We start from the raw sequence: 19,638 nt of genomic DNA on the forward strand, positions 1-19,638 counted from the left end.
CCCCCGTTCTGAGGGTGGCGACCCTTCGTCATGCCGTGGCGTGTTCCGCCGTCCCGTCGGGGCGACCCGGTACCCCTGGGGTGTGCTGCTACCCGGCTGTCTGCGGTTGCGGCCCGGTGGCGATCAGCGTGACCAGTGTTCCGAGCAGGCCCAGCAGGCCGCGCCGCGTGGACATCGCGCCCTCCGGCCCTGCGGAAGCTGCCGGCGGACCCCCAGACCCCCTCTTTTCGTCCTCTTGACGATATAAACATCTCTCGTTATCGTCGCCTTGACGAAATGAAGGGGGTTCGCCATGGCCGACATCACCCGGCGCTTCGGCTGGCGTCATCTGCGCTCCGCGCCCACGACCCACATCCGCCACCACAAGCGCGGCCGACTCGTCCACGACGGGCGGGGGCTCAGTTTCTGGTACCGGTCGCTCTCGGCGGCGCTGTCCGAAGTGCCGGTCGACGACCGGGAGTTGGCCATGGCGTTCCACGCCCGTACGTCCGACTTCCAGGACGTCGCGGTGCAGGCCACCGTCACCTACCGGATCAGCGACCCGGCCGAAGCCGCGGCCCGACTCGACTTCTCCGTCGACCCGGACACCGGGATCTGGCGCGGGGCTCCCCTGGAGCAGATCGCCACCCTCCTCACCGAAACCGCTCAGCAGCACACGCTGGACGTACTGGCCCGCACTCCGCTGGCCGTCGCCCTCGTGGACGGCGTGGCCTCCGTACGGGGGAGCGTCACCGCCGGTCTCGCCGCCGAGCCCAGGCTCCCGGCCACCGGCATCGATGTGGTGGCCGTACGGGTCGTGGCGATCCGCCCCGAGGCCGAAGTGGAGCGCGCCCTGCGCACACCGGCCCGCGAGCAGATCCAGCAGGAGGCGGACCGGGCCACCTATGAACGGCGGGCCGTCGCCGTCGAGCGTGAGCGTGCCATCGCCGAGAACGAGCTGGCCAGTCAGATCGAACTGGCCAGGCGCGAAGAGCAGTTGATCGACCAGCGCGGCACCAACGCCCGCCGCGAGGCCGAGGAGAAGGCCGCGGCGGACGGCATCCGGACCGAGACCGAGGCGGCCCGCAAGGTCCGCCTGGCCCGCGCGGACGCCGAGGCGGCGCGCGAGACGGGCGCGGCGGCCGCCGAAGCCCAGGCTGCCTGGCTGCGCGTGCACGACGAAGCCGGCCCGGGCACGCTGCACGCCCTGGCCGCGACCAGGCTGGCGGAGAACCTGCCGCGGATCGAGAGCATCACGCTCTCTCCTGACGTCCTCACCGGGCTCCTCGCCAGGCTCGGACGCCCGGAAGGCGGCGCGGGGGAGTGAGCCTGGCCCCACGGGCGGTGCTCGTGCACCGTAGGACCGAGTACGAGGAACTGCTCGCCCGGTACGGGACGCACGGGCAGGCCGCGTTCTTCCTGTCCAGCCGGGGCCGGTCGATCGACGAGGTGGTCCGCCGCCACGAACGCACGCAGCAGGCGCTGCGGGAGGTGGCGGCGGCGGTGCCGCTCACCTGGCGCAGCTCCCGGGTGGAGCGGGCGGACCTGGACCGCTTCCTGTTCGCCCCGGAGGACGTGGTGGTCGTGGTCGGCCAGGACGGCCTGGTCGCCAATACCGCGAAGTACCTGCGCGGACAGCCGGTGGTGGGCATCGACACCGACCCCGGGCGGAACCCGGGGGTCCTGGTCCGTCACCGCTGCGCCGACGCGGCCGCGCTGCTGCGTGCGGCAATCGCCGCCGGGGGCCGGGCGGAGGAGCTGACCATGGTCGAGGCCGTCGCCGACGACACCCAGAGCCTTCTCGCGCTGAACGAGATCTACCTGGGCTCGCCCGGTCACCAGACGGCCCGCTACCGCCTGGGTTCCGACGGCGACGACGGCCCGGCTGAGGCCCAGGCGTCCTCCGGGGTGCTGGTGGGCACCGGCACGGGCGCCACCGGCTGGCTGCGTTCCCTGTGGCTGGAGCGCGGCAGCTCCGCGGGGCTGCCCGCGCCGTGCGAGCGCCGGCTCCTGTGGTTCGTACGGGAGGCCTGGCCCTCTCCCGCGACCGGAACGACGAAGGTCGCCGGCGAACTGGGCCGGGGGCAGGGGTTGCAGCTGACCGTGGAGTCGGACCGGATCGTGGTGTTCGGCGACGGGATGGAGGGCGACGCCCTGGAGCTGACCTGGGGCCAGAGCGTACGGTTGGGCATCGCTGAAACGTCGCTGCGCCTGGTGACGTGAGCGCCCTGCCCGACCACCGGTCGTCGCCACTGCAGACTGGCGAAAGGACGCCGCGCTTCTTTTTCAGGGTGTGGTTCTGGTGTTGTCGAGCTGTTCGAGGCGTGCCACGTTCTTCCGGTCCTCGGGGTCCGTGCTGGCCTCGGCGGTGAACCAGGCGTCGAGGATCTCCTTGAGCAGCGGTTCCGAGGTGAGGCGCAGGCTGAGCGCGAGCACGTTGGCGTCGTTCCAGCGGCGTGCACCGTCCGCGGTGTAGGCGTCCGTGCACAGGGCCGCGCGTACGCCGGGAACCTTGTTCGCGGCGATCGACGCGCCCGTACCGGTCCAGCAGCACACGATGGCCTGGTCGGCGTTCCCGGCGGCGACCTCGCGGGCCGCCGCCTCCGAGCAGGTGGCCCACTGTGGGTCGTCGCCGGGGCTCAGGGCCCCGTAGGCCAGCACGTCGTGTCCGCGGTCGCGCAGTTGCCCGAGGAGGGCGCGCGCCACGGGTTCGTCCATGTCCGAGGAAACGGAGATCCGCATGCCCCGAGACTAACCGGCCGCGGAGGGGACGGTCGTGTGAATGTCTCGTGCCGGTCGTTGCCCGGGGCTCGGACTGTCGGGCATCTTGCGCTGTTCCTTGTCGAAGCCGGGAGGCCGCGCGTAGGAACATGTGTGCAGGGTCGGTCCCGCCCATCGGGCATGATCTGCGGGATGGGACACGGGACGGGACGGTGCCGGGGAGGTGCCCTTCCGGAACACCGACTGGGGGGCACGGTATGGAGTGGGGAACGCTGGTCGCCACGCTGGGCGGCGGTCTGATCGCGATAGCAGGCACGGTGCTGGCCGACCGCTTGCGCACCCGCCAGGAACACCGCCGCGCCCTTCAGGCGCGCCGCCGGGACGTCTACACCGAGTTCATCGCGGCCGCGGGCGCGGCCCACACCGAGCTGCGCCGCCTCGCGCAGAACGGCGCCGAAGCGGCCGACTTGGAGGAGGCGAGCCGCCTGGCGCTGACGGATGCCCGTATCTACGAGGTGCGCGAGCGCCTCTTCCTCGACGCCAGCTCCGGGATCGCGGGCACGGGCCAGACCATGTTCGAACGTCTGCGCGCCCTCCGAAGGGCGGTCGCCGCGGGCGCCGGCATCTCGACCCCCGCATTCCATGACATCTACCACCCCTACCTGGATGCCGTCTGGGCCTACCGCGAGGCCGTCCGCAACGAGCTGGAGGGCCACGCCCTCACCCCGACCGACTTCGGCTGGTCCGCGTGGGACGGCCGCGAGCGCTGCCCGCACTGCGCGGAGCGCGGAGCGGACCCGGCGGTCGAGCAGGGCTGACCCCGCCCCCGGCACGCGCGACGGGAACCGCAACTCCTCCAGCCGGAGCACAGGTTCCAGTTTTCGCGGCCCGGGGGCAGCGGGCGAGTGGAAGAGCAGTCCCAACTCCTCCAACACCTGGTCGAAGAGTGCCGGAGCCTCGGGCTCGTCGCTCCGGAGGGGACTCGCACATCTCCAGACGGTGCTGCCATCGAGTTCCTTCCGCCCGGTTCGGTGATCGGGACAGTCGGACAGCGAGTCGATCGGCAGGCCAGTCTCGACGTTCACCAGGACGGTGTCGTAGTGGCGTCCTCGTCGACACCCATAGCCCTCGGGCGGGTAGCTCCGGTTCCGTAGTGCGCCGCTTCTTCCGCGGACGCCAACATCAGTCGCCCATATCGCCTGCGGCCGCTTCCGCGCCCCCGCGCCTGCTGCACCCCTCGAAGAGAAGCCCTTGAGCTTCAGTGGGGGACGGAGAGGTGCTCCCTGCCGAGCCGCGCGTTCCGCTGCCAACATGACCCGCCATGAACATGATCAGGAAATTTGCAGCCGTTGCCACCACCGGCGCGGCACTCCTCGGCGTCATGACTGCTGTGGCACCGACCGCCTCGGCCGCGGTCAGCAGAACAGCCTGTGGCGACGACCTCGGCTCCGGCGCTCGGGCGTGCCTCACCACGTGGTGGGAAGGCAACGTCATCGTTGGGGCGTACGCCCAGATCGAGAACGCGCAGCTCAACGGGACAGCCACCAACGCCCACTACTTCTCCAACGGCAACGCGGCGGACGACAACACCCGGGAGAACGGCTTCTTCTACCGGCAGCTCGGCTGGTACGTCTCGCCCGGTTCCTGGGTTTGCGTGGACATCAGCTACGCGTACGGCACCGCCCGCACCTGCCGCGACGCCCCGTAAACACCCGCCTGGCCGAACCCCGCCGCCCGAGGAACGGCGGCGGGGTTCGCTACGCCCTTGACCCGAACCGGGTGCGTGGCGGCTCGGACGCCGGGGCAGGCAGGCCGCCCGGCGTCGCGTCAGCCCGTGAACCCGGGCACGACCAGACCGGTCTCGTACGCGATCACCACCGCGTGGGTCCGGTTCTGCGCGCCGAGCTTGGCCAGCACGTTCCCTACGTGCGTCTTCACCGTCTCCAGGCTCACCCTGCACGACTCCGCGATGTCCGGGTTGGACCGGCCCCTGGCCATCAGGCGCAGCACCTCCTCCTCCCGCGCCGTCAGCGCCGCCTGCGGCAGTGCTTCGGCGGATCCCAGCGGGCGGGCGGTGACCATCTGGCGCAGGGCTGCCGGGAAGAGGATCGCCTCGCCCGCCGCGACCACCCGTAGCGCCTCCGCGATCTTGGGGACGGGGAGCCGCTTGAGCACGAAGCCGCTGGCCCCGGCGCTGAGTGCGGCGGTGACGTAGTCGTCGTTCTCGAAGGTGGTGATCACCACGACTTTCGGCGGGTCGGCCTGCCCGGCGAGGAGCTGCCGGGTGGCCTCGATGCCGTTGCAGCGCGGCATCCGTACGTCCATCAGGACCACGTCCGGCCGCAACTGCCGTGCCCGCTCGACTGCTTCGACGCCGTCGGCAGCCTCCCCGACGACGGCGATCCCGGGCTGCATGGCGAGCAGCATGCGCAGACCGCTGCGGGTCACCTCGTCGTCGTCCGCGATCAGGAGAGTGGTGCAGCTGGAGGCGCCGACGGTGTCAGTCCTGACGGCCGCGCTGGCGTCGGGGCCGGTCGCGACCGCTGCGCCCGCTTGTGAGCCGATCATGCGGGCAAGCGTACTGGCAGCCGGACCGCGAGCTGCCAGTGATCCGGTCCGTCCGGACCGGCCTCGATTTCGCCGTGCAGGAGCCGCACACGCTCGAAGAGGCCGGGCAGGCCGTGCCCGGACGTCGGGAAGGCATCCGGGCTCGTTCTTCTCCCGGATCCGGTCCGGTTGACCACGTCGAGCTCCAGCGAGTCCGGTGCGGCCGTCACCCTGACCCGGATCGGACCGCCTGCTCCGTGCCGCAGCGCGTTCGTCAGTCCTTCCTGCAGGATCCGGTACGCCGCCCGGGAGAGCGTGCCCTGCACCTGGGCGTAGTCGCCCGACAGCTCCGGCTCCACCACCGCGCCCGCGTGCCGCAGCCGGTCGAGCAGTTCGGGCAGGTCGGCCAGGGTGCGGGCCGGCGCCGTCCCTGCCTTCTCCTCGCGCAGCATGCCCAGCACGTAGTCGAGGTCCTCAAGGGCGGCCCGGGTCGACTCCTCGATGCTGCGCAGGGCGGCGCGCGCCGCCACCGGGTCGGCATCGAGCACCTCGCCCGCCACCGCTGCCTGGATCGTGGCGGCCGTCAGGGTGTGCCCGATCGAGTCGTGCAGCTCGGTGGCCAGCCGGTTGCGTTCGGCCAGTACCCGCTCCCGCTCGGCCGCCAGCGCGAGCCGCTCGGCCGACGACGGGCCCAGCAGCCTGGGCGCCAGCCACCGCAGGGCGTACGTCACCGCCAGGCACAGAGCCGCCGCCAGCAGCAGGCAGCAGAGCGCCGCTGCCCAGCTCTGCCAGCCGCTCTCCGCCCGCAGTGACCAGCCGTTCACACTCACCCCGGCCTCGGCGCCGGCCCAACCGCCGGGAAGCAGCAACGCCGCGATGAACAGCAGGACGCTCAGCTGTGCACCTGCCCACCCGAGCGCCACATGCGACAGCAGCCAGAGGGGGGTCCGCCAACGCTCGGCGCCCGATGCCGGGGAGGAAGCCGCCCCGTCACCTGACGGGCCACCACGCCGACGCTTGCTCACGGGATCCGGCAACGGCACCGCCAGCATCCGTCGGGCGCAAGCGACCAGCACCCGCCGCGTGGTGTGGGCCAGCCCGATCACACCGATCAGTACGGACCAGACCAGCACGGTCAGAGCGAACTGCACTTCCTCTGAAGCGGATGACCACGCCACCGCCGGTAGTCCTGCGAAAGGCAGCAAGGGAAGGCTCGCCAACGCGCCGCAATAGGCGAACAGCGCTCCCGAATACGTGGTGCCGCGCAGCAGCGGCCTGATTCCTCTGAACATGATCAGGCAAGTATGACCGGACGGCTCACCGGGGCCTCCCCCGATCGGGGGAGCGGATTCTCCCGCCTTCCCGCGATGTGTCCGCGGGCCCCCGAAACCAGAATCGGGGTCTCACCAGTTGACAGGACGGAAGGACGGGCTGATGAACGCTCAGGGGATCGAGACGCCGCTGAACCACACGGTGTCCGCTCAGGACCACGCGGTACGGACGCGGACGGCACCGAACGGCATGGCGCCCAACGGAACGGCACCGAACGGCATGGCACCGGGCCCGACAGCGCCGAAGAACAGTCTGGCCACGGCCGCCATGACACTGGGCATCATCGGCCTGTGCACCTCGGTCGTCTTCATCGGCGGCCCCCTCGCCGTGCTCGGCCTGATCATGGGCATCGCCGCGCTGATGACGGCCAAGCAGACGGGTGTGGGTCGGGGCAAGGCCATCACCGCCGTGGTGACGTCGTCCCTCGCGATCGTGGTGTCCGGGCTGGTCGCCGTCTTCATGGTCTGGTACGCGAACAAGACGCAGGAGTGCTACCAGCCCGACAGCTTCCACCAGTACACGCAGTGCGTCCGTGAGCACCTGAACGGCAGCTGAACAACCCTCCCTTCCCCCACCGGTGAACCGGCTGCCCACTCTCCTCGACAAGGACGAGCACCATCGTGCGAAGCAGAAACACCCGCAAGGCCCCCCTACTCGCCGCAGGCCTCGCGGCGGCCACCCTCTCGGCGCTGACGCCCGCAACGGCCTTCACCGCGTCCACGGCATCCGCCGCCAGCACGGCCGAGGACCCCCTGCGGCCGTACACGCAGCAGAAGCTCCAGTGGAAACGCTGCGACACCAATGGCCCCGACACCTTCCAGTGCGCGACGCTCAAGGTGCCGCTGGACTACAACGACCCCCGCGGCAGGACGATCGGCCTCGCGATATCGAGGCTGAAGGCGAGCAGCGCGAAGGCACGTCACGGCGTTCTGCTGCTCAACCCGGGCGGCCCCGGCGCACCGGGACTGCGGCTGCCCGTCGACCCGCTCATGAAGTTCCCCCCGGAAGTGAAGCGGCGGTACGACCTCGTCGGCTTCGACCTGAGGGGCGTCGGGCAGAGCGCTCCCGTCAGCTGCGGGCTGACCGCCGAGGAACAGGCCGACCGTCCGTACAAGGCGGAGACCTTCGCGAAGGACGTGGACCGGGCCCGTACCGTCGCCGGGAAGTGCCGGGCCCGGGCAGGTGACATGCTGCCGCACCTCACCACCCGCAACAACGCCCGTGACATGGATGTCATCCGCGCCGCACTGGGCGAGAAGACCATCTCCTACCTGGGGGCCTCCTACGGCACCTACCTCGGCGCCGTCTACATGCAGTTGTTCCCCCAGCGGGCCGACCGGATGGTGCTGGACAGCGCAACCGACCCGACCCGGATCTACCGGGGGATGTTCCAGGACATGGCGAAGGCGGCCGAGCACGCTTTCACGCGCTGGACCGCATGGACCGCCAGTCGGCACACGACCTACGGGCTTGGCGATACTCCGGCCGAGGTCCGCGAGACCTACTGGGACCTGATCGCGCGGGCGAACCGCCGGCCCATCCCTTTTGAGGGGCAGACCCTCACCGGCGACGGCATCCGTGCCGACAACAGCACGTTCTTCCACGTCCAGCGGGCCGCCGAACGCATCGCCGGGCTGAAGAAGGCCGCCGAGGGCGCGAACCCGGCTCCGTCGGGCACGCCCGGTCAGGTCCAGGAGCCCGACGACAACTACCTCTCCGCCGCCTGGTCCTTCATGTGTGCCGACACCCGAACCTGGTCGCACGACCCCGAGCGGTACCGCCGCGAGGCGATCCGCGACAGGGCTCGGTATCCGCTGTACGGCGACTTCGCGGCCGCCATCACACCCTGTGCCTTCTGGGAGCAGGGCAGCGAGCCGCAGACCAGGATCGACAACAAGGTCGGTGCGCTGATCACGCAGAACGAGTGGGACTCTCAGACGCCCCTCTTCTCCGGCCGGGCCATGCACCGGGCCCTGCAGGGCTCACGCATGCTCACCGTCTCCGGCGGCGAGGGACACGGCGTCGTCTACGCGCCGGACAGCATTCCCTGCGCGGACAAGGCCGTCACGGTCTACCTGACCACGGGCAGGCTCCCCGCCAAGGACCTGAACTGCCGGGCCACAGCCGGGCAGAAGTAGGCGCATGCGCGGGTCGGTCGGGGCCTCGCCGACAGGGGGTGCGGCGAGGCCCGCGGTGGAACCGTACATCCGCAGTCGTCCGCGTGCCGCAGATTCTACAAATTGCAAAAGTGTGCAATTTCATAGATGCTGTGGGGGCTGTGTCCGTAGGTAGCCGCGGGCACAGCACCAGCCGTTCGCCCCGGTGCTCGGGGTGGTGAGAAGGGTGCGAGGCCATGCCGGTGCCGCTGTATCAGGCGAAGGCCGAGTTCTTCCGGATGCTCGGGCATCGTGACCTCGATGCGTGACGGCTCGACCGTGGTGTACGAGCTGGCGGGCGGGGACGTCGCGCAGCTGATGCGGGCGGCGCGGCGGATCCTGACCGAGGTACTGGCCGGGCAGCGCGAGCTGCTGGAGGAGCTGCGAGAGTCCGAGGTCCCGGCCCCGTGACCGTGAACACTGCGCTGACGGCGGTGTTTGGCCGGGTCCGCTCCGTGCTGCCGACCAGGGCCGACTACGCGGTCATGGCCCGTAGCCCCCGCCGGGACCTCCTGGCCGGCCTCACCGCGGCGATCGTCGCCCTGCCGCTCGCGCTCGGGTTCGGGGTCTCCACCGGGCTGGGCGCGGAGGCGGGCCTGGCCACCGCCGTGGTCGCGGGCGCGTTGGCCGCGCTGTTCGGCGGTTCGGCCTCTCGTCGGGCGTTGCACTCCGGACTGCCCGCCCCCTCCCTCGCCTTCGTCGACGCCTCGGCCTTCGGCTCGCTGCTTGCTCCGGCCGTCGCGGTAGCAGCGCTCGCCGCGCTGGAATCCCTGCTGTCGGCGATCGTGGCGGACGGGATGACGGTGGAGCAGCAGCACGACCCGGACAGAGAACTGTTCGGGCAGGGCGTCGCCAACCTCGCTGCCCCGCTGTTCGGCGGTGTCCCCGCCACCGCCGCCATCGCCCGTACGGCGGTCAACGTCCGCACCGGCGCCTCCTCCCGACTGGCCGCGCTCACCCACGCCGCGGTGCTCGCCGTCATCGTGTTCGCCGCAGCGCCCCTCGTCTCGAAGATCCCCCTCGCCGCGCTGGCCGGCGTGCTGCTGGCAACGGCGATCCGCATGGTCGAGGTCGGCTCACTGCGCGCGATGGCGCCAGGCCCTCGACGCCGTCGGCGCCCTGGAGCTGCTGGGCTCGGAGGGCCGGGAGTACGCCACCACCCCGGAGGCGATCGCCGGCGCCCGCAAGCACCTGGAGCAGGCGGGTCTGCTGCCCCGTACACATCACCGACCGCACCACGTCCGGAAGGCCGCACGATGACCGTCCCTGCCGACCGCCGCATGATCGAGGTCTCCGGCACCGAGGCCCTGTGGCTCCTCGAAGGCTCCACCCAGGGCCGACTCGTCTACATCCAGCGCGAGACGGCCATGGTCCGACCGGCCACACACGTCATGGAGTACGGACGCCTCATCATCCGAGCTCCGGTCCAGTCCGCTGCCGTGCTGGGTCGGACGCTGCTGACGTACCAGGTCGACGAGATCAACAGCCCGGCCGGCACCGGCTGGACGGTGCACGCCCACGGCCCGGCCGACGTCATCGGCAACCCCGACGAAGCCGCCCACTACCGGCGCACCCTGCCCGGCTGGACCCAGGGCCCCCACGACACCCTGCTGCGCCTGCACCCGCAGCAGCTGTCCGGTTTCCGTCTGGCCCGCACGGTTTCGGGGGCTGGCAGGTGAGCGTCCGGACCACGGCGATGCCCTACCGGCACGTGCTGGACGTACCGGCCATGGGGTCGGCCGTCCGCATCGCCCGGGAGACCACCGAACTGGTGCTCCTGGAGTGCGGGGTCGGCCTTCGCCATCCGAGCGTCGGGCCGGCGCTGCTGATCCTGGCAGAGCTGGTCACCAACGCCGTCCGCCATGCCGCCGCCCTCTCCCCGATGATCACGGTGCTGTGCGACCCGCCAGGACCTGGGCGTGCTCTTCCCTGCCCGGGGATCTCGGCGCTGAGGCGACCGACCGGTTCACCGGCACCATCGGATTCAGTTTTCGACGGTTACGGTCATCTCTCCCGGGGCTACGCCCGGGCCGCCGGTGCACTTGGCGGTCAGGCCGTTCGTCGCCCTGTCGATCTTGAGCGTGAAACGGCCGAGGCAGTTGCCCATGGCCTGCTGGCCGCGCTGGTTCGGATAGAACACCTCCTGCTTCATGCTGGCGGTCATCTCCGTCCGCGCGGCGTAGCGGGCCCACTCCGACTTGTTGGCCGGTGGCACGTCGATGCTGCCGTCGTCGGAATATCCGGTCTGGCGTGCGTCCTTGCTGCAGACCTGATGACCTTCCATCGTGGCGGACAGGTCCAAGAAGTGGACACCGGCACTCTTGGCCGCATCCTTCAGGGAAAGGGTGAGGCTTGGGCTCACCTCCTTGCTCAGCCACTGCAGGTCCTTGTTGTAGAAGGGGCATCCGTAAACGCTCCAACGGTCCCAGCTGTTCTCGTCGTTCTGGGGCGTCGTACCTGCCTCGCCCGAGGCCAGCGGGTGTGGATAGGACTGGAGGATGATCCGGGCGTTCGATCCGCGTTCTTTGAGAACGATCTTGACCTTGTCGATGACGGACGTGACCTTGGGCTTCAACGACCGGATGTTCTCGGTGAGCGGGCCGGTGATGGCCGTGTTGGTCGAGCAGTACTCGCTGGCCTTCCACGACTCGCCGCACTTGGCCATGGTCCCCGCGAGATCGAGGTCGTTGCCGCCGACGGAGATCACCACGAACGCCAGCGACTTGGGGTTTCGGCCGACGAGTGCGTCCAGCTGCTGGATCTGCGGCGTCTGCTCCTTGTGGTGGCGGCTGACGACATCGTCGCTCGTCGCGCCGGAACAGGCCAGGTTGTAGACCCTCTTGACGGTGCTGGAGGCGAAGGCCGTACCCCGTACCGCGGTGATCTCGGAGACGTCCGAGCGGTGGCAGCCGGGCGTCCTGTCGTCGCCGCTCTGGACGCCCTCCTCTCGCTGCCGGAGATCGGCGGCCCGGTCGGGTACTCGGGGGGAGTGATCTCCATCGGGACCCGGCTGGCGGTGGTCGAGCCGCGTCACCATCCCTCTGCACGTCCTGCTGCAGTGGGACGACGAAGGCAACGACCGGCAGGCGGCCCTGGACCTGTTCGACGCCTTCGGCTCCAAGGAGAAGACGCTGCACGCCAATATGGGCGGGCACACCGGCGTCCCGCAGTTCGCGGGGGACGCCGCGGCCCAGTTCTTCACCCGACACCTGAAGTGACGCCGCGCCGTCGGGCCACCAGCAGGCGCTAGCCGTGTTGGCCGGGATGCTGCCCCTCCGGGGACAGGTCCCGGCCCTCCTGGGCTCTACACAACGGGCCCCGCCGGACTCGGTCTTCGCTCACGCACGGCCGGCCGGATCCTGGGCCTGGTCCTTGAGGTCCTCGCGGGATCCCGGCTGCGTGGGCACCGCGGCCAGGGTGGCGGTCTCCGGCGGGTTGCGGCTGCTGCCGATCCAGGCGGCGACGGGTTCGGTGTAGCGGGCGGTGAGCGGCCCGATCACGACGAGAATCAGAACGTACGCGGTGGCGAGCGGGCCCAAGGCGGGTTCGATGCCGGCGGTGACGGCGAGGCCGGCGATGACGATCGAGAACTCGCCGCGGGCCACGAGCGTGCCGCCGGCCCGCCAGCGCCCCTTGACCCCGACGCCTGCCCGCTTGGCCGCCCAGTACCCGGTTGTGATCTTCGTACCCGCGGTGACCACGGCGAGGGCGAGGGCGGGCAGCAGGACGGGCGGGATGCTCGCGGGGTCGGTGTGCAGTCCGAAGAACACGAAGAATACGGCCGCGAACAGGTCTCGCAGCGGGCTCAGCAGGGCGTGCGTGCCCTCGGCGACCTCCCCGGAGAGCGCGATGCCGACGAGGAACGCTCCGACCGCGGCGGAGACCTGGAGCTGCTGGGCGATGCCGGCCACGAGCAGGGTCAGTCCGAGGACGACGAGCAGGAGCTTCTCGGGGTCGTCGCTGGAGACGAAGCGGGAGATGTGGCGTCCGTAGCGGACCGCGACGAACAGGACCGCACCGGCGACGCCGAGGGCGATGGCCAGGGTCGCGCTGCCGGCAGCGAGGCTGACACCGGCGAGGAGGGCGGTGATGATCGGCAGGTAGACCGCCATGGCCAGGTCTTCGAGGACCAGGATGGACAGGATGACGGGGGTCTCGCGATTGCCGACGCGGCCGAGATCGCCCATGACCTTGGCGATGACGCCGGAGGACGAGATCCAGGTGACCCCGGCCAGGACCACGGCGGCGACCGGACCCCAGCCCATCAGGAGCGCGGCCACGGCGCCGGGTACGGCGTTCAGGGCGAAGTCGACCAGCCCGGCCGGGTACTGGGTCTTCAGGTTGGAGACCAGGTCGCTGGCCGTGTACTCCAGGCCCAGCATGAGCAGCAGGAGGATGACGCCGATCTCGGCGCCGATCGCGATGAACTCCTCGCTCGCGCCCATCGGCAGAAGCCCGCCGGTGCCGAAGGCGAGACCTGCCAGCAGGTAGAGGGGTATGGGGGAGAAGTGGAAGCGGCCGGCGAGTCTACCCAGCAGACCCAGGCCGAGGATGATCGCGCCGAACTCGATCAGGAAGACAGCCGAGTGCACAGGCGATCACTCCCGTCCGAGTATGGAGGCTGCCGCGTCGACGCCCTCGCGGGTGCCGATCACGATGAGGGTGTCCCCGCCGGCGAGGCGGAAGTCGGGTGCGGGGGAGGGGCGAGCTTCCGCCCGGCGCAGCACGGCCACGATCGAAACGCCCGTCTCGGTCCGCATCCGCGTCTCGCCCAGTACCCGGCCGTTCCAGTACGAGTGCCCGGACAGCTCGATCCGCTCGGCCACCAGTCCCAGGTCGGTGGTGTGCAGCACGTTGGGGCTGTGGTGCGCGGGCATCAGGGCGTCGATCAGGGAGGCCGTCTCCGCACCCGTCAGGTGCAGGGACTGGGCGCAGGCGTCGGGGTCATCGGCCCGGTAGAGGTTCACCGTCCGGGTGCCGTCCCGGTGCGCGACCACGGACAGGTGCCGATGTTCGCGGGTGGTGAGGTCGTACTGGACCCCGATGCCGGGCAGTGGCGTGGTGCTCATCCGTGGAGCAGGCACAGCTGTCCCCCTCGTGTTCGCTTTCGTACGTGATGGCGCTACGGCGGACGCTCGTTCCCGGGCAGGAGAAGGGCCGCTCGGCGGGCCCATCGTGCCACTTTTCCCGTTTCCGAAATATGGGTGTCGGCACGGATGGACAGCGCCCGCCCCTCCGCGTGAGGATGGGGCGGGGAAGTGGGCTCCGTCGCAGTTCAGAGCACCTGGAGACGGGGTGACGGCCGGGCCTTGTCGGATGCTGGGGGACCGGCTGGAAAGGCGTGTGGCCGTGTCGTTGTACTGGCGGATCTTCCTCCTGAACGCCGGTGTACTGGCCCTGGCGGTGGCCTTGCTGCTGGGCCCGGTCACCGTTTCCACGCCGGTCCTGTTCGCAGAGGCGCTCGTGCTGCTCGGAGGACTGGCCGCGATGCTGGTCATCAACGCGATCCTCCTCAGAGTCGGCCTGGCCCCGCTCGCCCGCCTTCACCGGGCCATGGCCACGGCCGACCTCCTCAAACCCGCCACCCGCCCGACCGTCAGCGGCGGCGGGGAGATCGCCGCACTCACCCAGACCTTCAACGCCATGCTCGACCGGCTCGAAGCCGAACGCGCCACCAGCAGCGGCCGGGTGCTCACCGCACTGGAAGCCGAACGCAAACGCATCGCCCAAGAGCTCCACGACGAGATCGGCCAGACCCTCACCGCCGTCCTCCTCCAGCTCAAGCACGCCGCCGACCGCGCCCCCGAGCCGGTCCGCACCGACCTGCACCAGGCCCAGGAGACGACCCGCGCGAGCCTGGACGAGATCCGCCGCATCGCCCGCCGCCTGCGCCCCGGCGTCCTGGAGGAACTCGGCCTCCACAGTGCGCTGCGCTCCCTGGCAGGTGAGTTCACCACCCCACGACTGGGTGCCGTCGCCCACATCACTCCCGGCCTGCCCCACCTGGACCCGGCTACGGAGCTCGTCCTCTACCGCGTCGCGCAGGAAGGCCTGACCAACGCCGCCCGCCACTCCGGCGCCACCCGCGTCGAGGTGCACCTGCGCCCCCTGCCCCGCGGCGGCGTAGGCCTGCTGGTCCGCGACAACGGACACGGCCTCGGGGACACACCCGAGGGCGCCGGCATCCGCGGCATGCGCGAACGCGCCCTGCTCATCGGCGCCGAACTCCACCTCGGCGCCGGCCCGCACGGCGGCACCCAGGTTCGCCTCGAAGTCCCGGACACCACTGACATCACCGAGACCACCGAGACCACCGAGACCACCGAGACCACCGACACCACGAGGGCCACCCGATGATCCAGCCCGGCCCCAGACCCGCCCGCATCCTCCTCGCCGACGACCACACCCTCGTCCGCCGCGGCGTACGCCTCATCCTCGACGCGGAACCCGGCCTAACCGTAGTCGCCGAGGCCGCCGACGGAGCCGAAGCCGTCACCCAGGCCCGCTCCCTCGACATCGACCTCGCCGTGCTCGACATCGCCATGCCCCGCCAGACCGGCCTGCAAGCCGCCCGCGAACTCGCCCGCATACGCCCCGAACTGCGGATCCTGATGCTCACCATGTACGACAACGAGCAGTACTTCTTCGAGGCCCTGCGCGCCGGCGCATCGGGCTACGTCCTGAAGTCCGTCGCCGACCGCGACCTCGTCGAAGCCTGCCGCGCCGCGCTACGGGACGAACCGTTCATCTACCCCGGTGCGGAGACCACCCTCATCCGCACCTACCTCGACCGCGCCCGCACCGGCGGCCCGATCCCGGAGCGGCCCATCACCGAACGCGAGGAGGAAATCCTCAAGCTCGTCGCCGAGGGCCACAGCTCCAAGGAGATCGGCGACCTCCTCGTCATCAGCCCCAAGACCGTCGAGCGCCACCGCGCGAACCTGCTCCAAAAACTCGGCCTGCGCGACCGCCTCGAACTCACCCGCTACGCGATCCGCGTCGGCCTGATCGAGCCGTAGCAGCAGTCGCGTAGCTCGCGCCTGCGTGCGGGCGGCGCCCAACGACCTTCGACTTGGGGCCATAAGGCAGACGGGCATCGGGAGCGCAATTATCGAAATGCGGAGCGGCGGAATGCGTGATGCGCCAAACGGTCAGCCGCCATGGATTCAGTCGTAGGGCCATAGCTTCACCAGGTAAGTCAAGACTTACCTTTCGGAAACTTTGACCGTATGGTGTGGCTCGAACCGAAGGAGCCCTCTTTTGTCGAAAATTGATGATCCCGCTGTGCGTGAGGTTGAATCGGAGCGGGATTATGTGTCCTCCTTATACGAGTTGCTCACCGAGAGGCTTTCCGAGGCGCGGATACGCCGAGCGAGTGCGCTGAAGGCCCCGGCGGAAAGCGCCGGTGAGGCATACGAGAGAGAAATCGCCGCCGAGCGTCTGGCCAAGGAAATCGGCCGGCTGGAGGGCGCCGAGAAAGGGCTGGTCTTCGGGCGCATCGACCGGACGGATGGCACGGCTCTGCGCATCGGGCGGATCGGACTGCATACGGAGGCGGATGACCTGCCCCTGCTCGTGGATTGGCGCGCGAACGCGGCGCGGCCCTTCTACGAGGCGACACCGGCCCACCCGATGGACCTGCGGCGGCGCCGGCACCTGCGCCTCGAAGAGCGCACGGTCGTCTCGGTGAGCGACGAACTGCTGGACGGGACCGCCCCGACGGACGAGGACGTCGTGGTGGACGGCCCGTTGACCGAGGCTCTGTCGGCACGGCGTACCGGCAGGATGCACACGGCCGTCGCGACGCTGCAGGCCGAGCAGGACGAGATCGTCCGCTCCACCCACCGCGGGGTGACCGTGGTGCAGGGCGGGCCCGGCACCGGCAAGACGGTGGTCGCCCTGCACCGGGCGGCCTACGTCCTGTACGCGTTCCCGCGCGCCGCAGAGGAGGGTGTCCTGGTGGTGGGCCCGAACGCCCGGTTCCTCGACTACATCTCCCAGGTCCTTCCCTCGCTCGGAGAGAACGACGTCGTTCTGGCGACCTGCCGGGAACTGGCCGAAGTCTCCACGGACACGGTGGACCCGTTCGATACGGCGCGTCTCAAGGGCAGCTCCGACCTCGCCGACGCCTTGTCCGGCCTCCTACGCGTCCACCAAGCCCCTGCCGGTGACTTCACCGTGCGGGTCGGACAGGAACTGGTTCACCTGTCCGCCGAGGAAGTCGCCACGGCACGCGACGCCGCCGTGGCAGCCGTACTGGGGCACAACCCCGCGCGCCAGGTGTTCAAAGAACTCTTGGTCGACGCCGTCACCGACGCGATGCAACGAGACATGGGCGACCTCCTGGAGCAGATCGACGCCGATACCGAAAGGGTGACGGGCCTCAACCTCGACCGCTTCACGGGAGCCGCCCAGCGCCGTGCCGAAGGTGCGGCCGACTCGGGTCCGGCCCACGAGTTGGACCTGGACGCCATCCGAGCCGATCTCCTCGACGACGACGCCGCCGGCGTCGACCGAGCGGTCGAGGCGTTGTGGCCGCGGCTGGTACCCGGTGACCTCGTGAAGGCGCTCCTGACGAACGCCGGCGCTCTCGCCGAGCGCCTGCCCCGCCTGACCGGGCAGGAGCGGTCCCTCCTGCTGCGCGGTCCGGACGATCCGTGGACCGATGCCGATGTGCCGTTGCTGGACGAGGCGGCGAGCCTCATCGACGGCCCGCCGGAGCGGACGTACGGGCACGTCGTCGTCGACGAGGCCCAGGAACTGACCGCCATGCAGTGGCGGATGATCGTCCGCCGCTGCCCGGCAAGGGCGATGACGCTGGTGGGTGACTTCGCCCAGGCAGGCCCGGTCGCGACAGCACGCGACTGGAAGGAAGCACTCGGCCCCCACGTCGGACCGCGGTTCAAACTGCACGACCTGACCGTCAGCTACCGCACCACGCAGGAGATCCTGGAGAGCGTCCGGGACCTGCTCACGAGGATCGCTCCGGACCAGAAGCCCACACGGTCACTGCGATGCGGTGAGAGCCCTCGCACGGTGACCACACCTCCGGACGGGTTGGTCAACGCCGTCGTTCAGGAGCTCCGCGCCCAGAACACCGCGCACCCGGGCGAGCTTCTGGGAGTGATCTGCGCGGACACCAGGGTGAGCGAACTGACGGCCCAAGGCATCGCTCACCACGCACGCATCGTTCCGGCGTCCGAAGCACGCGGCCTGGAATTCGACGGGGTCGTCGTCATGAACCCCGAGGAGATCAACACGGCCCGCCCCGGCGGGGAAAGGGACTTGTACGTAGCCCTGACCCGTGCCACCAAGCGCCTCTGCACAATCACCGTCCAGCCGCCGGCCAGCACCAGGTGAAGCTGGTCCCCGACGGCGCTGAGCCGCCTTCGCCTGTGGGAGTTCGGCTACCTGCCGCAGTGGAGCCGTCCGTGGAGGGAGCTGCGCCTGACCACGGATGGGCACGTTCTGGTCGTCACCCGGCCGCAGGGTCAGCCTCTCAGGCGTCGAAGCGGTGGCGGGATGCCTCGATGTGACCGAGGTAGCGGTGGGTCCAGTCGCACAGTCCGTCGATCGTCACCCGCAGGGCCTGACCCGGCTCGGTGAGGGTGTACTCGACCCGCGGAGGCACGACGGGGTGCACCGTCCGCTCGACCAGGCCGTAGCGCTCCAGCATGCGCAGGTTCTGGGTGAGCATCTTGTGGCTGATGCCCTCGACTTCGTCCCGCAGCTCGCCGAACCGCAGGGTCCGCTCTCCCAGGGCCTCGATGATCAGGAGCGCCCATTTGTTGGCGACGTCCGAGAAGATCTCCCGCGCGAGGGAGTCCGCGCGCCTGAGGTCTGCTTCGTCGGGCGAGCCCGTGAACTGCTTGGTCACCATGAGGTTCCCCAGTCACCGAAAAGTGCTTTCTTCCATGTCAGCGCTCACTCTCCTACGGTTCCTGAGTAACCACAAGAGAGCGACGTGTCGGTGCTCGACGAAAGCGAGCTCACGGGCGCTCAAGGCGCAATGGAGGCGGGCAGCATGGCCATCACCCTGGTGAGCCCCAACGGATTGCCGGAGATCGACGCCTACCGGCAGGTGTCGATCGCGACCGGGTCGAAACTCCTCTTCATCGCCGGACAGGTCGCCTGGGATGCCGGCGGTGTCACGGTCGGGGAGGGTGACCTCGCCGCTCAGGTCGAGCAGTGCTACTACAACATCGCCACCGCCCTGACCGGAGTCGGCGCCTCCTTCGACGACGTGGCGAGACTGACCGTCTACGTCGTGAACTGGACCCCCGACAAGCTGCCCCTGCTGATGGAGGGGCTCGGTCGGGCGGCCGCGAAGCTGGGAGTCACAGCGACACCCCCTGCCACGCTGCTCGGTGTCGCAGCACTGGACGTACCCGAGCACCTCGTCGAGGTCGAAGCCACCGCTGTCCTCGACTGAACAGGTGCTCCCTGCCCCGGGTTCGTTCCGAACCCTGGCCTCCACCGACTGGGTGGCGGTGTGGGTGCCGTTGGAGCGGAGGTGGGGGGCTGGCGCGCACGGGGGGTAGGCGCCAGCCCCCGACGGAGGGCCGCCGGACGGGGGCGGTGTGTCGGCGGCCGTGGTGAGCGGGCACCGGGTCGGCTCGACGTTCGTGAGCAGGCCGTATATGCGGGGCGATGGTTGAACTATAAAGCATGTTTGTCGTTGAGGCTTACGGGCTCGCTCTGACCTGATTTCGAGGTACGGGGCCGGAACGCCCAGCCGTACTGTCAGGCGCATGGCATCGTCTCGGATCGGTAGTTGTCAAGTCAAATGAGACGTTTGTGGTGCTATAAACCTTGTGGTTCGGGTTCTCTGCGTTTGGCTGGGTCGTTGATCCAGACCTGGCTGGGTATCTCGGGTGGTTTCGGTCGGCGGGCGAAGCGTGCG

The 19,638-nt window shown here is 70.1% G+C and carries 18 protein-coding genes and 3 pseudogenes; 14 read left to right on the plus strand and 7 right to left on the minus strand.

What is annotated here, in order from left to right:
• The first annotated feature begins 292 nt into the window (after positions 1-292).
• Both AB0M99_RS20245 and AB0M99_RS20250 read left to right on the plus strand, forming a co-directional pair.
• Positions 293-1,306, plus strand: a complete 1,014-nt coding sequence (locus AB0M99_RS20245; RefSeq protein ID WP_365922231.1) for an SPFH domain-containing protein — start codon at positions 293-295, stop codon at positions 1,304-1,306.
• Complete coding sequence (locus tag AB0M99_RS20250) at positions 1,303-2,202, plus strand: hypothetical protein (RefSeq protein WP_365922233.1); 900 nt, start codon at positions 1,303-1,305, stop codon at positions 2,200-2,202. Before AB0M99_RS20245 ends, AB0M99_RS20250 begins: the two co-directional genes overlap by 4 nt.
• Before the next feature lie 63 nt (positions 2,203-2,265).
• Here the strand turns inward: AB0M99_RS20250 and AB0M99_RS20255 are convergent, their stop codons facing one another.
• Complete coding sequence (locus tag AB0M99_RS20255; RefSeq protein WP_365922235.1) at positions 2,266-2,721, minus strand: RpiB/LacA/LacB family sugar-phosphate isomerase; 456 nt, start codon at positions 2,719-2,721, stop codon at positions 2,266-2,268.
• A gap of 236 nt (positions 2,722-2,957) precedes the next feature.
• Between AB0M99_RS20255 and AB0M99_RS20260 the strand changes: the two genes are divergently transcribed.
• Positions 2,958-3,518 (plus strand): CchlQ, encoded by a 561-nt coding sequence (locus tag AB0M99_RS20260; RefSeq protein WP_365922237.1) that lies wholly within the window; start codon positions 2,958-2,960, stop codon positions 3,516-3,518.
• A gap of 503 nt (positions 3,519-4,021) precedes the next feature.
• Positions 4,022-4,408, plus strand: a complete 387-nt coding sequence (locus AB0M99_RS20265) for a hypothetical protein (protein WP_365922239.1) — start codon at positions 4,022-4,024, stop codon at positions 4,406-4,408.
• A gap of 119 nt (positions 4,409-4,527) precedes the next feature.
• Here the strand turns inward: AB0M99_RS20265 and AB0M99_RS20270 are convergent, their stop codons facing one another.
• On the minus strand, positions 4,528-5,268 hold the full coding sequence (locus AB0M99_RS20270) for a response regulator transcription factor (protein WP_365922241.1): 741 nt from the start codon (positions 5,266-5,268) through the stop codon (positions 4,528-4,530).
• Positions 5,265-6,398: a histidine kinase gene (locus AB0M99_RS20275; protein ID WP_365922243.1), complete on the minus strand. Its 1,134-nt coding sequence runs from the start codon at positions 6,396-6,398 to the stop codon at positions 5,265-5,267. Before AB0M99_RS20275 ends, AB0M99_RS20270 begins: the two co-directional genes overlap by 4 nt.
• A 283-nt stretch (positions 6,399-6,681) precedes the next feature.
• On the opposite strand from AB0M99_RS20275, the gene AB0M99_RS20280 reads away from it, so the two are divergent.
• From AB0M99_RS20280 to AB0M99_RS20300, 5 genes and pseudogenes are all read left to right on the plus strand, one after another.
• Entirely contained in the window at positions 6,682-7,134 is a 453-nt protein-coding gene (locus AB0M99_RS20280) for a DUF4190 domain-containing protein (protein WP_365922244.1), read from the plus strand.
• Between the two features lie 65 nt (positions 7,135-7,199).
• On the plus strand, positions 7,200-8,717 hold the full coding sequence (locus AB0M99_RS20285) for an alpha/beta hydrolase (RefSeq protein ID WP_365922246.1): 1,518 nt from the start codon (positions 7,200-7,202) through the stop codon (positions 8,715-8,717).
• A 215-nt stretch (positions 8,718-8,932) separates the two neighbouring features.
• A pseudogene (locus AB0M99_RS20290) lies at positions 8,933-9,146 on the plus strand (hypothetical protein).
• Between the two features lie 74 nt (positions 9,147-9,220).
• Positions 9,221-10,414: a SulP family inorganic anion transporter gene (locus AB0M99_RS20295; RefSeq protein ID WP_365922273.1), complete on the plus strand. Its 1,194-nt coding sequence runs from the start codon at positions 9,221-9,223 to the stop codon at positions 10,412-10,414.
• A gap of 17 nt (positions 10,415-10,431) precedes the next feature.
• Positions 10,432-10,629, plus strand: a pseudogene (locus AB0M99_RS20300) (ATP-binding protein); the annotation flags it as partial.
• Positions 10,630-10,719: 90 nt separating this feature from the next.
• Here AB0M99_RS20300 and AB0M99_RS20305 read toward each other — a convergent pair.
• Positions 10,720-11,619, minus strand: coding sequence for a GDSL-type esterase/lipase family protein (locus tag AB0M99_RS20305; protein ID WP_365922275.1), 900 nt, complete (start codon positions 11,617-11,619; stop codon positions 10,720-10,722).
• 42 nt (positions 11,620-11,661) lie between these two features.
• Here AB0M99_RS20305 and AB0M99_RS20310 point away from each other — a divergent pair.
• A pseudogene (locus AB0M99_RS20310) lies at positions 11,662-11,953 on the plus strand (alpha/beta hydrolase); the annotation flags it as partial.
• Positions 11,954-12,073: 120 nt separating this feature from the next.
• Here AB0M99_RS20310 and AB0M99_RS20315 read toward each other — a convergent pair.
• Together AB0M99_RS20315 and AB0M99_RS20320 are read right to left on the minus strand one after the other, a co-directional pair.
• Entirely contained in the window at positions 12,074-13,327 is a 1,254-nt protein-coding gene (locus AB0M99_RS20315; RefSeq protein WP_365922248.1) for a cation:proton antiporter, read from the minus strand.
• Positions 13,328-13,333: 6 nt separating this feature from the next.
• Complete coding sequence (locus tag AB0M99_RS20320; RefSeq protein ID WP_365922250.1) at positions 13,334-13,804, minus strand: TrkA C-terminal domain-containing protein; 471 nt, start codon at positions 13,802-13,804, stop codon at positions 13,334-13,336.
• Between the two features lie 280 nt (positions 13,805-14,084).
• Here AB0M99_RS20320 and AB0M99_RS20325 point away from each other — a divergent pair, with 280 nt between their 5' ends.
• The 3 genes from AB0M99_RS20325 to AB0M99_RS20335 all read left to right on the plus strand — a co-directional run bounded on the left by AB0M99_RS20325 (position 14,085) and on the right by AB0M99_RS20335 (position 18,095).
• Entirely contained in the window at positions 14,085-15,092 is a 1,008-nt protein-coding gene (locus AB0M99_RS20325; protein WP_365922251.1) for a sensor histidine kinase, read from the plus strand.
• Entirely contained in the window at positions 15,089-15,754 is a 666-nt protein-coding gene (locus AB0M99_RS20330) for a response regulator transcription factor (protein WP_365922253.1), read from the plus strand. The genes AB0M99_RS20325 and AB0M99_RS20330 overlap by 4 nt, the downstream gene beginning before the upstream one ends.
• A 295-nt stretch (positions 15,755-16,049) precedes the next feature.
• Positions 16,050-18,095, plus strand: coding sequence for an ATP-dependent DNA helicase (locus AB0M99_RS20335; RefSeq protein WP_365922277.1), 2,046 nt, complete (start codon positions 16,050-16,052; stop codon positions 18,093-18,095).
• Between the two features lie 139 nt (positions 18,096-18,234).
• Here AB0M99_RS20335 and AB0M99_RS20340 read toward each other — a convergent pair whose 3' ends face one another.
• On the minus strand, positions 18,235-18,615 hold the full coding sequence (locus AB0M99_RS20340) for a helix-turn-helix domain-containing protein (RefSeq protein WP_365922255.1): 381 nt from the start codon (positions 18,613-18,615) through the stop codon (positions 18,235-18,237).
• Positions 18,616-18,759: 144 nt separating this feature from the next.
• Here AB0M99_RS20340 and AB0M99_RS20345 point away from each other — a divergent pair, with 144 nt between their 5' ends.
• Positions 18,760-19,167: a RidA family protein gene (locus AB0M99_RS20345; RefSeq protein ID WP_365922257.1), complete on the plus strand. Its 408-nt coding sequence runs from the start codon at positions 18,760-18,762 to the stop codon at positions 19,165-19,167.
• Positions 19,168-19,638: the final 471 nt, after the last annotated feature.

This window comes from Streptomyces sp. NPDC051183, assembly GCF_040682455.1.
In the GTDB taxonomy this organism is placed as follows: domain Bacteria; phylum Actinomycetota; class Actinomycetes; order Streptomycetales; family Streptomycetaceae; genus Streptomyces.

What these genes read in the sequence shown, in the direction of transcription:
- AB0M99_RS20320 (WP_365922250.1), bottom strand. Translation starts at nt 13,804, where the DNA reads ATGAGCACCACGCCACTGCCCGGCATCGGGGTCCAGTACGACCTCACC.
- AB0M99_RS20265 (WP_365922239.1), top strand. Translation starts at nt 4,022, where the DNA reads ATGAACATGATCAGGAAATTTGCAGCCGTTGCCACCACCGGCGCGGCA.
- AB0M99_RS20245 (WP_365922231.1), top strand. Translation starts at nt 293, where the DNA reads ATGGCCGACATCACCCGGCGCTTCGGCTGGCGTCATCTGCGCTCCGCG.
- AB0M99_RS20270 (WP_365922241.1), bottom strand. Translation starts at nt 5,268, where the DNA reads ATGATCGGCTCACAAGCGGGCGCAGCGGTCGCGACCGGCCCCGACGCC.
- AB0M99_RS20260 (WP_365922237.1), top strand. Translation starts at nt 2,958, where the DNA reads ATGGAGTGGGGAACGCTGGTCGCCACGCTGGGCGGCGGTCTGATCGCG.
- AB0M99_RS20295 (WP_365922273.1), top strand. Translation starts at nt 9,221, where the DNA reads ATGGCCCGTAGCCCCCGCCGGGACCTCCTGGCCGGCCTCACCGCGGCG.
- AB0M99_RS20330 (WP_365922253.1), top strand. Translation starts at nt 15,089, where the DNA reads ATGATCCAGCCCGGCCCCAGACCCGCCCGCATCCTCCTCGCCGACGAC.
- AB0M99_RS20345 (WP_365922257.1), top strand. Translation starts at nt 18,760, where the DNA reads ATGGCCATCACCCTGGTGAGCCCCAACGGATTGCCGGAGATCGACGCC.
- AB0M99_RS20280 (WP_365922244.1), top strand. Translation starts at nt 6,682, where the DNA reads ATGAACGCTCAGGGGATCGAGACGCCGCTGAACCACACGGTGTCCGCT.
- AB0M99_RS20340 (WP_365922255.1), bottom strand. Translation starts at nt 18,615, where the DNA reads ATGGTGACCAAGCAGTTCACGGGCTCGCCCGACGAAGCAGACCTCAGG.
- AB0M99_RS20255 (WP_365922235.1), bottom strand. Translation starts at nt 2,721, where the DNA reads ATGCGGATCTCCGTTTCCTCGGACATGGACGAACCCGTGGCGCGCGCC.